Origin of the sequence: Sphingobacterium sp. UBA7038, from assembly GCF_002494055.1 — a bacterium.
GTDB classification, from domain to species: domain Bacteria; phylum Bacteroidota; class Bacteroidia; order Sphingobacteriales; family Sphingobacteriaceae; genus Sphingobacterium; species Sphingobacterium multivorum.
The window spans coordinates 45,666-60,690 of record NZ_DLAV01000020.1; the positions used below are offsets into that span (position 1 = coordinate 45,666).

Here is a 15,025-nt window from a genome sequence, read left to right on the forward strand (position 1 = left end):
AAATCAAATTCCCATACAATACAGTCTTTCTCTAAACGGCAACCCGCGCCTTGAATTATGATCAAAGGTTCTTAAAAGCTGAAACATTTGTTCCAGAATACTTTTTGAAAAACCGGCTAAAATGGGCAGGACTTTCAAAACCAAGTTCGTAGGCTATTTCCTTCGCTGACTTCTCGGTATAATGGAGGTACCTTTTAGCCTCAAGAATTATTCGGTTACGGATAAGAACAGATGGCGCTGACTGTTTCAACAGACCAAATACATTGCTCAGTGTTTTTGGTGATTTGTTGAGTGCAGCGGCATAGAACCTGACTTCATGTTCCTCTTTAAAGTTACATTCCAGTAGCAATGCAAACTTTCTCACAATATCCATTTTTTCGTCTGGAAATAGCTGATAGCTTTCACTTTGGAGCTTTGCAATTCTTGTGGTATTGATAATAACTCTCTTAAGAAGGGTGCGCAGCATTTCACCCTGAAAATTATCTTTTACCATCATCTCATTGGAAAACACATTCTCCAGATGAGACATTTCTTCGACAGCAGTATCATTTAATACAATGAACATTGGATGTCGAATACCATAGAACAGAAAACCAACACAACCGACCTCAGCATCGTGGTCAACGATACAATAGAACTCCCTATTAAACTGCCAGGCAGTCAGCGCATCGGGCTGCTCAAATACAAAATGCTGATTGGAAACCAAAGGAAGTATACACCTTGCTGGCATCGTATAGCTAATCTCATCGATCGTCACTTTCTGTTCGCCGCCCTTGTTGTAGATAAATGTGTTGATAGGCAGAGAACCCGCATTACGAAGTCCCCTACCTGAAAACTGGTTGTTGTCACTATGCATCACAAACCGTGCTGCGGTCACGTTATCATTATACTCCCTAATCATGTTGTCGTTTACTTACAGCATTTCAATTCGCTTAAATTTAATCATTTTCTTAAGAGTCTACGACCCAAAAACTAGAAATTTAAAGGTCTTCTTTAATGCTGCTTGCAGCTGCAAGCAGCAGATTGGAGGACAATCTCTGTTTGAAATCGGGATTGATAAATTCAAAGTGTATGGTTCCCGTTTGATCGACTATAAAAACTGATGGCACTGGGAGCAATAACTCGCTGTCCTTACCTCCAGTTGTTTTCGGAAGCATCTCCCAATAGTCTTTTGGAGCTTTATATGCAATCCCCATTTGTTTCGACAGCGCAAGATCTGAATCCGATAAAAGTGTATAGCTTAATTTTTCTTTTGCTGCAGCTTCCATTAGTCCTTCAGATTCGTCTGTGCTTATGGCAATCAACTGATACCCCATTTCTTCCAATCCTGAAAAGGCCTCTTGTAAGCCCGAAAGTTGTCTGATACAATAAGGACACCAGCCACCGCGGTAGAAAACCAAAATGGTCGGTTTTTGGGAAATCGCCCTATTGAGATCAAATCGTTTACCGGAAACGTCAAACAATACGGCCATCGGTATTTTTTCTCCACACAATAGCGGGCTGATGTCTTCCGGATTTTGCGGAATATGATAAGGGGATTGCTTCATTTCGATTTTATGTATCACGCCGTCAGCTTTACTCATGCGAGAAGGCTCTTGCGCATTGGCTATGCCTGCGATGCACGTCGTGAATAACAGCAACGCAATAAACGCAGCTAATTTTGTTTTTATATAATTTTTCATTTTACAACACATTTACTACTTATTAAACTGAATCTATACTTTTTCCCCATGGAAACTCAATCGATACTTTAGCCCCGCATGTAATAGGTTGCTGATTGTCCTGTGTCCAGTAAGGACAATAATATCCATGAGATTTTCGTACGTATAACCGGACTCAAAAATTAGTTGATTGTTACTTTTATCATGCTGGAAATTGATGGCAGTGTGGTGAACCCATTTGGATTAGGCACTTCTATAACAGGTTTACGTTCTGTCGCAGGAGTGCCGCCTAATCCTGCTTGCTCATTGCCGGCTCCGGGAAACTGATTAATCGCTGTTCCATTGTCAAACAATCCGATTGAATAGGATACATCTCCTTTTACTGTTGCATCAATTCCATTATCTTTTGTGGCGAAGAACCAATCGTTGGAAAGCCCATACATGCTTGCAATGGCAATTCGGTCTCCACTTGCTACACTTAACTGCTGCGAAACGCTACTTCCCGCCTGCGCTCCGATTTTAGGAAGTAATACAGTTGAGCTAGCCGCCGGAAGGATATAAACAGCTTTTACACCTGCGAGTGTTTTAAGATAAGTCGCCAGGCCTGATGCATCACCTTTTTGCGCTAAATCTTTCAGTCCTTTTCCACGGTCATTTTCACCGGTTTTATATATCGGGTTTTCGATGCCTTTATACAACACTACCAAAACCGGAGATAATGGTGTAAAAATACCTGTTTGTGTATTGATATAATTTCCTAAAACGCTATTGTCTCCCATTTCCGCAATATTTGTCATGCCATTTGCACTTGGTTTTCCTGCCTCAAATAATGGATTAGAATTTATCAGCTTGCCTCCTGCGATATATGAAATCGCCCAAACTCCGGGACTGAAGGGAGTCGGATTGCTCGTATCGCCAGAGGTATTCGTGATTATAAGTGTAAAATTGGAATTCCCTTCATAATGAAGTGTTGCCTTCATTAAAGTAGAAGCTGCAGCATAAGTATTGCCCTGTGCATCGGTTCCATTTCCTTCGCTAATAGCTTTTGGAGCAGTTTCTGTGGTTCCCGGGTGCATTACAGCTGCGCCTGGTTTCTGATTGATACGAGTACCATTATCCCATAATTTGATCTGTACCGAAACATCGCCCTCAACCGGAGTTCCATTGTCCTGATACAGCTTTATGCCAGGATTTTCTGGAGCAAAAAACAAATCATTCGACCAACCATACATCGTTGCAAAGCTAAGCGCTTGTCCCTCGGCTGCAGAAAACTTAATTGAAATTGCTTCACCAGGCATAATCACTGGCGAAGCACCATTGTTTTTAAAACGACCAGACTCGACCAATGGTTTCGAATCCAATACATTTTCTATCGTGATGGTCGTCTCCGACATCGATGGCATAGCATCATTTCTTTTGCAAGCGGTAATTAGCGAGGGGAGTGCTGCTATAGCCCACAAAATTGAATGTTTATATTTCATAATGAATTCTTTTTAAATTACATTACAAATGTAAATTTCATCAGAGGAGCTGCAGGTATCTGGATTTCCCGCTGTGTTGCCGATATTTCCCGATGGAATAGTTTATAGGGAAGTAGGTGTTGGACTGTATTGATAGTACAAGAGGACTGATCCGCCAGAAAAAGGCTTTGTTTTTAATAATTTAAAAACTTTTCTATCGATTATATTTTCAAAAAGTGAAAGCCCCTGTCCTACAACAACAGGATAAATGCACAGTTGAAATTCGTCGATCAAATTGAGATTCAACAACTGTACAATTAAACTTCGACTCCCAACCAAAATATCCCTACCGGATTGCTGTTTCAATTTCAATAATTCATCTTTAAGTATACCATCGGCCAATTTTGCACTTGCCCAGTCTATATTTTTCAGGCTATTTGAAAAAACAACTTTTGGAATTTTATCGATAGCCAATGCAAAGTCATCCATTGATTTTTCACCTGAGGGACTTTTCACAAAAGGCCGCCAATATTCCATAAGCTGATAAGCAATCCTACCATACAAAATGACATCAGCGTTATTTAATAGATGCGTATAATGAAGATGTATTTCCTCATCGGGAATGCCTGCTGTATGATCACAAAACCCGTCAAGGGTCATATTGAATGCTGCAATTACTTTTCTCATATCCTTACGATAAGCTTCTTTTACACCATAAATCTAACATTTTATATATTGAAAAGACTTTGCATACGACAAGAAATAAAACTGATGTGCTATTTTACATTTTTCACCATCAAGATTATTATTTTAATTCTTATTTTCACAAGCGCAACAGGAAGCAAAATCCGTTACCCCTGCTGTAGGATCAATGCTTTTGCAGGTGCAGTGGCGTCTGTTAGTGAAGTAGTAAAGAAATATACTTAGCAATGCTCAGACAGTTTCTGGATCTGAGATACACGTTTAGAAAAGAATATATGAAAAAAATCGTGTTGTTAAATACCATGTTTATTCCATTAATCGGATGGGCTCAATTACAGCCAGTTTTTAAGCATAAAGTAGATTCTATTTATGATAAAAATAAAGATGCAATCGGGATTATTGTTCATGTAGAAGCGCCGAAATACAATATTTCCTGGAGTTATGCAAGAGGAGTAGCAGATACCAGCACGAACCAAGCGCTGGAAGACCAACAGCCTGTTTTGATTGCTAGCAACACAAAACCTTATGTTGCTGCAGCAATGCTAAGATTGGTAGAAAAAGGTGAATTTTCTATTGATCAACCGATTGCCAATTTATTATCAAAAAAAACACGTCACCTATTTGAAAGCGATGGCTATAATCTAGCGGGAATCACTATAAAGAACTTGCTGTCACATACTTCGGGAATTCAAGATTATGTAGATGAAGCTTATTTTGAATTCGTCAATCAGCATCCTAAATATAAATGGAAAAAAGACGAGCAGATCAGAAGATCCATCGATATCGGGAGCCCACAGCCTGTCGGGGAAAAGTTTAGTTACGCTGATATTAATTATTTGCTCCTCACCGAGATTATTGAGCAAAAAACGCATCTGCCATTTTATACAGCTATTCGAAATTTACTGAAATACAAAGAATTAAATCTTACAAAGACATGGTTTATAAACTTAGAGCATTATCCTGAAAGCACCTTGCCACTCGCCCATCAATACGCTAACAAATACAACTGGGACTCTTATGCTATTGATCCTTCCTGGGATCTGTACGGAGGCGGCGGAATCGCAGCAACAGCCAAAGAGACTTCCCTGTTTTTCCAATATCTATTTAACGGGAAAATCATTCAGGATAAAAAGCTTCTAGAAGCGATGCATACCTATGTTCTTTCGTCGGATAAATCTAAATATTGTTTGGGAATTTATCATTTTGACATGGGATTCAACGCCTACTATCATGGGGGTTGGTGGGGAACAGATGTGATCTATTCGCCGGAGTCTGATGCGACTATCACTGTCTTTACATTGCAAAAAGGATTTCAGCACGTCATCAATCCATTTATCGGAAAAGAATTTCAAAAGCTATTGATTGCAAAATCAGCAATAAAATAATAGTTGGTTTCGCTGCATTACTATGGAAAGCTTAAAATTCGATTGCCAACAGAATCATGCACTTTATTAGGCAAGGACTAGAAAGGCTGTCGCTTACGATATTGAATAAAGTACACAATTACATTTAGCAAAACAATAATGGCTGCCATTATAGCCGCTGCATATACAGTGCTATTAACTAATTTATTAGCAGCTGCAATGGCTATTAAAGCCCATACGGCGACAAGTCCAAATACCGGCAAATGACGTTGCCAGATCATCAATAAGTGAAGAATTAATGCAATTGAAAACATGATAATAGCCCACATGGTAGCTGATAATCCAAAACCTCCCCAGCCTATCTTCGTCAGATAGGCTGCAATATTGGCAATCAAAGCGACAGAAATCCACCCTGCATAAAGTTGAAAAGGGATCTTAAGAAATATACGCTTGCTGCGTGCAGCATGAAACGCAATAGTTTGTGTATAGTAAATTATCTTTAATAGCGACACAAAAAGTAAGACCATCAATAAAATAGTTAAAAAGGTATAGTCATACAACCAGGTAATGACCCATAAACTATTTGCTAGACAAGAAATCAAGAACCACCATCCGACTTTTAAAACTACTTTATCTTTTTCATTTGTCTGTCTGACAAAAGGACCAAAATAAATTACAAATCCAAACAACCCCAAATAAATGAGACCCCATATGGAAAAGGCATATCCCGCAGGTGTAAATAGATTTTGATATTTAGCAGAAATTGTTGCCATGGTCTCCCCATTAAAAATCCCCGTATTGGATAGGTAATTAATGATCACAGTGATGACCAAAGCAACTCCATTGCTTATTTGATAAAATTTCTTCATTGTAGACTACTTCTTTCTTTTCGGTCACGTGAACTGCAATAGATTCGTTACCACTAATTCTGAGTTTGATTAAATAATTTTTCTAAAACCTGATGACGGTAATCGAAGATTCGCTCCAACTTCCTTTTAACAAAAATTCCATGCGCAATTGTGCCTAGAATCCCCAAAGGCAATTCATAGTCAACCCTGTCTTTCATGAGTACCCCATTTTCGTTTGGAATAAATTCATGAAAATGATTCCAATAGGCATAAGGTCCCTTTAGTTGGAAATCAGTAAAACTTTTATTCTTTTCCACCTGCGTTATTTTGGTCTTCCACTTCAGCGGAAACCGAAGAATCGGAGATACCAAATAATCGATGATCATTCCTTCAAAAATTTCTTGTTGATCACAGTCTGAGGTGACTACAAAACCCATATCTTTTGGAGTAATTTCTGAAAGATTCATGGGTGACGAAAAAAATGCCCATGCGGTATCCATATCGCAGGTCAATTGCTGTTCTCTATATAATTTGTACCTCATCTGATTTGAGCTAACTTTATTGCTTGCCAATATAACAATATTAATGCAATTTAGTTTATTATTACACCATAAAACGCCTTTACGAGGTACTGAATCGGTGTTATAAAGAATATTTTTACACAAATACATTATTTAAATTGAAGCTAGCTTTTAAAGCATACTTTTTATCAATGGCTATTTAGCAGCAATATCCTTTTCCAATGCTTTTACGAGCGCCTTTGTATAACTTTTAGAAAAATCTGCTAAGCTGGAAGGGTTGATCGTTTCAGACTGTACACTCCAAAGCAGTTGTTCGGAGCTAACATCATATAGATTGCTTTCCAGATAGTACATTTTATCCGTCGTGTAATAACCAGGATCGTATGCAATTGGGTACCAATGGGAGTAATAGCTCCAAAAATTACCATACCAACCAAATCTCGGATAAGGCATATAAGGCCCATTTCCCGGTACATATCGGGTCTCGCTGGCTTTGTCGATCAGGGTAACAGTGAAAATGGCATCTGCATTCAAACTGTGTACTGCTTTCATCACTAAATCTTTGTTTTGACTTTCATCTTTGGTAAACGTCCGTTTAAAAACGTCGCTGCTTTTAATAGCCTTGTAGCCATGCATGGAAGCTGCTTCTGCCAAATTGGATTCAATGACCTCCTTTGCTTTAGCGTGGTTTGTCATTGCAATAATGAATATTGTTTGATATTGTTTGGGAGTAAGGTCTCTATTTTTATAGATATCTGTTATCCTTGTTGAAGTGCTACAAGCCAACAACAATAAGCTTGAGACAATTGCGATTAAAAATGACTTCGATTTCATATGTTTTAAAAATTAGTGTCGTTTAAATTGTTGAAGAGCGTCTTTTCCGAGGGATGGTAAAATTACACCAGTAAATAGAATTATAATGGACAGTTTAATAGCACATCCTATCTAAACTTTTGTTAAACAACACTTTTACAACAACATTTGTTTTCACAATTATTGATCGTAAATGAAATACTTTAATTTTTAATTGATATTATCAGAAAATCATCTTGACCATTTCAATCTGGTTGATTGTGTTGACCAGGCCTTGTCTTTGTAGAAATAGTTGCAAGTTTTTGGCTTTTTCATCAACGTTAGTAATTTGTACCTTTACGCTGGACACAAACACTATCAGCTCGGATAAAAGCTGTGTTGCAATACCTTTCCGCCTATGCTGCTGTGCTACCGCAATTTGGTAGATCCGTCTATTGGACGAATTGAACAAGATATATCCCACCAAATCGGAGCCAATAAATGCCCCCAACCCTTTAAGCTGAATTAATTCACTACGCTCACTTCTATTTTGCCAGCTGGGTTCAACATCCCAAAAAGACTGCAAAATATCCCAAGAAAAGTCATGGATAGACTGTATACGGATAGGCTGTGTTCTGCCAGATAAAGCACCCATCTTTACATGAAGTTCTCCTCCAAAGCACAGTAATCTACGGCCTTTAACAAAACCATTTTTTTCATATACCCGAATAGCACGTCGATTACTTTCTATCACTTCCAATAGTAATTTTTTCACGCGATACTCTCTGAAGGATGGCTGCATAAATCTGTACATTTCACCGACTAATCCGCTGTTCCGATAGGCGGGCAAAACACCTGTACCAGCATTGTAGATCACTTTACTACCCTCAATTTCTCGCATGCCATGCATAATAAAAGCTACCAGTTGTATTCCGTCAAAAACACCAACTGACAAGTCCATTAAAATATCCTCGCCTCTGATCTTCGACTCCAATTGCAATGCGTCTAACTGAAATGGTACAATATAGTCGGCAAAAGCTCCATTAATTGCCTTTAATAAGTCAGCACTATCTCCCGCTTTCAATTTCCGTATCTCCATCCCTTATTTTTTATGGACTATTAAATTTACTGATGCCTGAACAAAGAGCTCTCATGCTATCCTTTCCTAAATTTTTTCATTCGGACAAAATCTGATTTCTGTGATGCTTCAAATGCACCACATAGTCAAGCATTAAAAATTCGAGGCTATGGTCATTACAAGTCCTTTGAATCAATTTGTTCGCAATTACCTGCTTAAACAAAAACAACAATTGTTCGTTTACCGATCGCCATAGATTGCATAATTTCTCGGTCTCAGCATGTTGGTAACCTGCAGATGCACAATAGGCTACCTGATCATAGTATATTTTTGGATTTTCTTCAAATTGAGCTCTTATAAACCGTTGGTAATTAACAAAAGCGCTATCGACTAGATGACCCAGAATCTCTTTTTTGCTCCATTTATCTGGTTCTAATTTGCGATTAAAATCGTCATCATTTATTTCCAAAATTTGCGAAGAAAACTTCTGAATAATATGCTCAAATTCTTCCAATAATGTATTCATACCTAAATTTAGCTAGTATAACCTTAATTTCTTACCAATTTAATCCGATCCATCCACGCTGCTTTGTCCAAGGTTCTCATTGTAATACCATTCTATTGTTCCGCAACCTTTATTGTACCACTCCACAGCTTTTGCTTCATGCTCTTTCAAAAATTCATCTTTCGCATCATTATAATCGTTACCATCTTTCCATTGCTGCAGTACCAATTTTTCTTTGAGTGCCTGATAGCGATCTCTTACATTGTCGTGCGCACGCAGGTAATCGCGAAAGGCTATATGGCGCAACCAGTGTTTTGATTGCAAGGGTATGCTATGGATATGTGCTACTCGTAACGAATGGTCATGCAATCGTGCTGGAATTTCATCGCCAGGTGCGATTTGCTCTGGTAATCCTAATACTTCAGGACGATCAATCAGGGCGATAAAAAAACGTCTGTAAGGCATATCCTCATTGTATTTTTCATAATATACATAGCAATTATCCCGCAACAGGAGCGGAATACGATCAAGATCGTTTTCTTCCTCTAAACCGATCAATATATCAATGATTGGTTTGGCAGACAATCCCTCAACGGCCGTACTGCCTATGTGATCAACCCTCGACCTTATTGGTTTCAACAACGTAAAAAGTTCATGTTGAATACTGTCAAAATTCGCTTTCCATATCGGATTATAAGGTTCAAACGGTAAAATCATACGCTGTTTTCTTTGCCAATACAAGATAAATACACATCATTCGATCAAATACGCCTCGAATGACACCCTAAAAGTTAAAGTTAATAAATTTATCGTTTTCCGAGAGAGCCTATAATCCAGTTCTCTTTTTTCTAATGCATTTATCGGGCAAATCTCTTCGTTCCAACGACACAAAGAATAACAGCAACTGTTACGGCCAGCATGCCAACACCGACTTGTTCATGAAGAAGCCCGGCGGCTAAAGCCAGACCGAAAAAAGGCTGGAGTAACTGTAATTGTCCGATGGTCGCCGTGCCACCTTGGGCGAGTCCTTTATACCAAAAAACAAAGCCAATAAACATACTGAACATCGACACATAGGCTAAACTGGCCCAGGCCCCGATAGGCACAGTGTCAAAAGACGATGGAAGGTAGACAAAGGTAAGTGGCAACATCAACGGCAGCGACAAAACCAAGGTCCAGGAAATGACCTGCCAGCCCCCTAGCGTCTTGGTCAATTTTGCACCTTCAGCATAGCCCAAACCACAGAGAATGACCGATAAAATCATTAAAACGTCGCCTAAAGGTGAGGCTGTTAGTCCTTGTGCCAGCGCATAGCCGATCACCAGTAGACTCCCTAGAGCAGAGAACAGCCAAAAGATTGGCTTCGGACGCTCGCCACCGCGTATAATACCAAATACGGCTGTCGATACGGGCAAAATACCGATAAAAACGATGGAATGCGCGGACGTGATGTGCTGCAGAGCCAAAGCGCTCAGTAAGGGAAATCCAACGACACATCCTATTGCCACGATGCATAGCGACCCCAATTGCTTTCTTTCTGGACGTTTTTCCTTAAAAACCATCAATGTTATCAGTGCCAATATGCCTGCAATGGAAGCCCTTGCTAATGTAACAAATACAGGGTCAAAAGCTAAAACCGCCATGCGTGTTGCCGGCAACGAACCACTAAATAATACCACACCAATAAAACCATTTAACCAACCGCTCGTTGTATTTTCCTGTAATTTACTTATACTTAATTGCGCCATGTATCAATCTTTTACACAAAGTTCGTCCATTACAAGAATTAAGCACAGTCACAGTTTTTGATAATTCAATGGACACAGTTACCTTTAAAGACGAACACTAATCCTAATTTGATGAAAAAAGATTATTTGTATAATGAAATAGCAGACAATATTGCCAATAAGATTAAATCAGGCGTCTTAAAAGCTGGCGAAAAACTACCTTCGGTGAGGAAGCTAAGCGCTGAACACGGTATCAGTATAAATACCGCAAAAAGGGCATTTCTAGCGTTGGAAGAACGTTCTCTTATACAGTCCAAGCCCCAATCCGGCTACTTCGTTAGTCCTCCAAACTATTTGCAACTTCCGTTGGCGGCAGCCAGTCAACCTATTCCAATCGCCAACAACAGAGAACCGGATCAATTGATGAATAAGGTGTATTCAACCATGGGACGTCGCGACTTAACCTTATTTTCAATCGGTGTTCCTTCCGGAAGTCTCCTACCTACCGCAAAATTAAAAAAAGAAATCGTCCTCGCTACACGGGAGCTCAGCGATGGTGGCACAGCATATGAACCCTTGCAAGGCAATATAAAATTACGTCGTATGGTGGCCGTACGTTCATTGGCCTGGGGTGGAAATCTAAATGAAGATGATGTCGTTACTACCAACGGCTGTATGAATGCTTTAGTTTTGTGTCTGATGGCCTTAACCAAACCTGGAGATACACTGGCTCTGGAAAGCCCCTGCTATCCGGGTATCCTCCAACTTGCCGTCAGTCTAGGGCTTAAGGTGCTGGAAATAGCTACGGACCCCATCATAGGAATAGACATTGAAGCCCTCAAAAATCTGTTGCCCCAAATTAAAGTCTGTTTACTGGTCCCCAATTTTAACACCCCTTTGGGTTATTGCATGCCGGATGAGCATAAGCGGGAAATTGTGGCATTGCTGTCAAAACACCAAATTCCGCTAATCGAAGATGACACCTACAGCGACCTCCATTTTGGCACGCAACGCCCCAAATGTTGCAAATCTTTTGACCGGGATGGCAATGTCCTCTGGTGTGGATCCGTTTCAAAGACGTTGGCTCCAGGCTTCCGTGTCGGATGGGTTGCTCCTGGAAAATACAAAGAACAGATTATCAAACTAAAACTGATCCATTCCCTGTCATCTACGGCGATCATCAATGAGGCGGTTGGAAATTTTCTATTAACCGGAAAGTATGAAAACCACCTGCGTAAACTTCGTAGATCATTAACGGAAAACTACCAGCGCTACGCTGCTATCATTTCGGCCCATTTTCCGGAAGGCACTAAAATTAGCCGTCCACAGGGTGGACTTGCCCTATGGGTCGAGTTTCCAAAACACATCGATACAGGCAAGCTATATAACTATGCGCTTAAACTACAGATCAGCATTTCACCGGGGCGGATTTTCACCTTACAGGATCAATTTCACCATTGCATGCGTCTCTGTATTGGTTTACCCTGGAGCAATGAACTCGCTTTAAAATTAAAACAGCTCGGTAAACTTACAAAAGCACTCTAATACATAACATGATAAGAGCATAATACCAACGGTCGGGGCAATAAAACAACAGATCGGAGCCTATGATTACTTGAGTTCCAGCTCCAGCCTATGTTTACCAGCCTCCAATTGGACGGCATCGCTACTGCTAATGCTAACATTATCCGGCGGATAAAATGTCGCCGTGGCATTTGCGGGTATTTGGATATCATAAACAATCTTTTTATCCTTTAACTTCCATTCGGAAACAATTTTACCGTAGGGTGAATCATAAGAAATAGAAGATTTTTTCAGTTCCTGGGGAAAGATGGGTTTTAAAAGCACATGTTTAAATCCAGGTTGTTTAGGATCTGGCAGAATCCCGCCGATAGATTTAAAAAACCAACCACCGATTTCGCCAAACATCATGTGGTTGTCTGAAATATCACGCGTTGCTTTTAAATCCCAGTTCTCCAACAATGTTGTCGCGCCATTTACAATCCACCATCCCCAAGACGGATAAGTATCTTGTACCGCAACCTTATAGGCTGTCGTTGCATAACCGTTATCTTTTAACGCATTCAATAATGCTTTTGCACCCAATACTCCTACATCTAAGTGAAAGTTGGCCTCTTCCACTTTCTTATTCAGGTTGGCTGCAACCCGGGCTTTCATTTCGTCAGGTACCACACCCCAATAGAGTGGAACACTCAGTTCAGTCTGTGTTCCATTGCTATAAATACCCTTGGAAGCATCTAAAAATTTAGCGTTGATGGCCGTCTTAATTTTTCTGCTCAGCAGTTCATATTTTTGTTGATCTGCTGTGTATCCAAACAATTTAGCCGTAGCAGCCAAGATGGTCGCATCCACATAAAAATAAACCGAGGAGGTCAACTCCAGATTCGACTGTGACTTCACTGGCACCCAGTCTCCACGCCCAAAAGTTGTCAACCCAGATGTGCTGATTCCGTCGACATAATCCACATAGCGTTTGATATTAAGATAGCATTCTTCTAATGCACGTGGGTCTCCATAAAACTGATAGATCTGCCAGGGAATAATGGCAATGGTACTTGTCCAATCCAAACCATTCGCTGTACCATAACCCCATCCCCCAGTTGGAATAATATCGGGTAAGACACCGTTCTCCTGTTGCTCATCACGATGATCCGCCATCCATTTTTCATAAACTGTTATCCCGTCAAAATTGTACAAAGCTGTTTCAATCGCAAGGTGCCCATCCCCTGTCCAACCGTTCTTTTCGCGCTGCGGACAGTCTGTCGGATAGCCCATCAAATTGGACAAGTAGGCATTGTTGGTCGCTTCCCATAGTTTGTTGACCAACGCTGATGACGTCTTGAGCTGTCCAATGGCGGGCACATCACTATGCATAAAATAAGCGGTCACAGCCGAACTATCCAATGCAATTGCCGCACTACTACTAATTTCGACGTAACGAAATCCTTTGTAACCGAACTTTGCCATAAACTCATCATTACGACCGCTTAAGGTAAGAATGTCCGTTTGAAAGGGCTCCTTTTCCTTATCGCCCCGATAATAAACATCAATATTGGACAGGTCAAGACGCCCATCTGCCGACAATCGTTCACCGTGCTTGATACGTAGCATAGTCCCTGCAGCTCCTTTGACTTTAACTTTTGTAATCCCAGCCATATTTTGGCCCATATCGAAAACATAAGTACGTTGGTCTATCTTTGTCACTGATTTGGGCTTATAGGACTTCACGAGCCGAATCGGTACCATCTGTTGGGTAACGATATGTGCAGATGGCGCATTTCTATACTGAACAGCCTTCCAAGTTGAATCATCATATTTAGGTTTGTCCCAGTTGGGTATTTCCAGTCTTGCATCATAATGCTCACCAGTGTAAATATTATTATAAGTAATTGGTCCCGAAGCTGTTTTCCACTGCTTATCTGAAACAATAGTTTCTACTGTACCATCTGTATAGACGATTTTCAGCTCTAAACAGAATGTTGGTCGGGCCCGCCACGGTGCTTTATCAAAGTTCCAAACCGCCAGTGGTTGGTGATTATACCAGCCATTCCCCAAAACAACGCCAATAGCGTTCTCTCCTTGTTGGAGCTGCTGGGTTACGTCCGTCACGACATATAATGTACGCCGGTCGAATCGAGTATACATTGGATCCAGGCGATGGTCTCCTACGCGTTGACCATTCATGGAAAGTTCATATAGCCCTGCTGTGGCAATATACGCGCGTGCAGACTTTATCGGCTTATTTATCTTAAATTCTGTCCTAAAATAAGGCGTTTCTCGCGCATGAATATCCTTATTGTCGCTAATCCATTTTCCCTTCCAAAGGTCCATTCCCATCATTCCAGTTTCGAACGATGCTATTTTAGAACTTGTTGATATACCATCCTTATCCCATACTTTAACCTTCCAGAAATACGTGGTCTGTGGCTTTAACTGTGCGCCGTTATAGGTCACTAACATGGACGAGCTGAGCTGTTTGCCACTATCCCAGCTATTTTTCGTCTCCTTCAGTAGTGCCAGCGAATCTTGCCCTAAAAGGATCTGATAAGCCTGTTGTACCGCACCATTACGTTGGTCCTCAAGTCGCCAGCTAAGTCTCGGCTGGGTTGCATCGATACCCAATGGATTGACCAGATGTTCGCATGTCAACTGTACCGCGATGCAGTTGCTTTTAGGTTGGGCATAAGTGCTGTTCGTTATACACAACAGTATTGTCAATAAAATCCTACGCATGAAAAGATACTATTCTTGGTGATTGTTAAATTGTTTTAGCTGATTTAAAAATCTAATATATCAAATATTTTCCACATGGTGACCTGTACTTTCCTGCACGATATACCTCAGGC

At 40.4% G+C, this 15,025-nt stretch carries 14 protein-coding genes; 2 read left to right on the forward strand and 12 right to left on the reverse strand.

Annotated elements, in window-relative coordinates:
• Positions 1-61: 61 nt before the first annotated feature.
• The 4 genes from B3H30_RS13825 to B3H30_RS13840 all read right to left on the reverse strand — a co-directional run bounded on the left by B3H30_RS13825 (position 62) and on the right by B3H30_RS13840 (position 3,808).
• Entirely contained in the window at positions 62-901 is an 840-nt protein-coding gene (locus B3H30_RS13825) for an AraC family transcriptional regulator (protein WP_112376251.1), read from the reverse strand.
• Positions 902-980: 79 nt separating this feature from the next.
• Entirely contained in the window at positions 981-1,682 is a 702-nt protein-coding gene (locus B3H30_RS13830) for a peroxiredoxin-like family protein (RefSeq protein ID WP_112376250.1), read from the reverse strand.
• Between the two features lie 161 nt (positions 1,683-1,843).
• Complete coding sequence (locus B3H30_RS13835; protein ID WP_159333032.1) at positions 1,844-3,142, reverse strand: spondin domain-containing protein; 1,299 nt, start codon at positions 3,140-3,142, stop codon at positions 1,844-1,846.
• A 102-nt stretch (positions 3,143-3,244) separates the two neighbouring features.
• The gene (locus B3H30_RS13840) at positions 3,245-3,808 is read right to left on the reverse strand and encodes a dihydrofolate reductase family protein (RefSeq protein WP_070570559.1); all 564 of its coding nucleotides are present in this window, start codon (positions 3,806-3,808) and stop codon (positions 3,245-3,247) included.
• Between the two features lie 290 nt (positions 3,809-4,098).
• On the opposite strand from B3H30_RS13840, the gene B3H30_RS13845 reads away from it, so the two are divergent.
• On the forward strand, positions 4,099-5,208 hold the full coding sequence (locus B3H30_RS13845) for a serine hydrolase domain-containing protein (RefSeq protein WP_070570557.1): 1,110 nt from the start codon (positions 4,099-4,101) through the stop codon (positions 5,206-5,208).
• 77 nt (positions 5,209-5,285) lie between these two features.
• Here the strand turns inward: B3H30_RS13845 and B3H30_RS13850 are convergent, their stop codons facing one another.
• From B3H30_RS13850 to B3H30_RS13880, 7 genes are all read right to left on the reverse strand, one after another.
• Entirely contained in the window at positions 5,286-6,056 is a 771-nt protein-coding gene (locus B3H30_RS13850) for a tryptophan-rich sensory protein (RefSeq protein ID WP_112376248.1), read from the reverse strand.
• A gap of 53 nt (positions 6,057-6,109) precedes the next feature.
• Entirely contained in the window at positions 6,110-6,577 is a 468-nt protein-coding gene (locus B3H30_RS13855; RefSeq protein ID WP_070570553.1) for an SRPBCC family protein, read from the reverse strand.
• Positions 6,578-6,751: 174 nt separating this feature from the next.
• A complete protein-coding gene (locus B3H30_RS13860; RefSeq protein ID WP_070570550.1) occupies positions 6,752-7,390 on the reverse strand; it encodes a hypothetical protein in 639 nt (212 codons plus the stop codon).
• A gap of 202 nt (positions 7,391-7,592) precedes the next feature.
• Complete coding sequence (locus B3H30_RS13865) at positions 7,593-8,447, reverse strand: GNAT family N-acetyltransferase (RefSeq protein WP_286834485.1); 855 nt, start codon at positions 8,445-8,447, stop codon at positions 7,593-7,595.
• A gap of 76 nt (positions 8,448-8,523) precedes the next feature.
• Positions 8,524-8,952: a DinB family protein gene (locus B3H30_RS13870; RefSeq protein WP_046672965.1), complete on the reverse strand. Its 429-nt coding sequence runs from the start codon at positions 8,950-8,952 to the stop codon at positions 8,524-8,526.
• 39 nt (positions 8,953-8,991) lie between these two features.
• A complete protein-coding gene (locus tag B3H30_RS13875) occupies positions 8,992-9,648 on the reverse strand; it encodes a GrpB family protein (RefSeq protein WP_159333034.1) in 657 nt (218 codons plus the stop codon).
• 140 nt (positions 9,649-9,788) lie between these two features.
• Positions 9,789-10,679 (reverse strand): DMT family transporter, encoded by an 891-nt coding sequence (locus tag B3H30_RS13880; protein ID WP_159333035.1) that lies wholly within the window; start codon positions 10,677-10,679, stop codon positions 9,789-9,791.
• A 111-nt stretch (positions 10,680-10,790) separates the two neighbouring features.
• Between B3H30_RS13880 and B3H30_RS13885 the strand changes: the two genes are divergently transcribed.
• Positions 10,791-12,203, forward strand: a complete 1,413-nt coding sequence (locus B3H30_RS13885) for a PLP-dependent aminotransferase family protein (protein WP_112376245.1) — start codon at positions 10,791-10,793, stop codon at positions 12,201-12,203.
• Positions 12,204-12,269: 66 nt separating this feature from the next.
• Here B3H30_RS13885 and B3H30_RS13890 read toward each other — a convergent pair whose 3' ends face one another.
• Positions 12,270-14,912: an alpha-L-rhamnosidase gene (locus tag B3H30_RS13890; protein WP_286777243.1), complete on the reverse strand. Its 2,643-nt coding sequence runs from the start codon at positions 14,910-14,912 to the stop codon at positions 12,270-12,272.
• Positions 14,913-15,025: the final 113 nt, after the last annotated feature.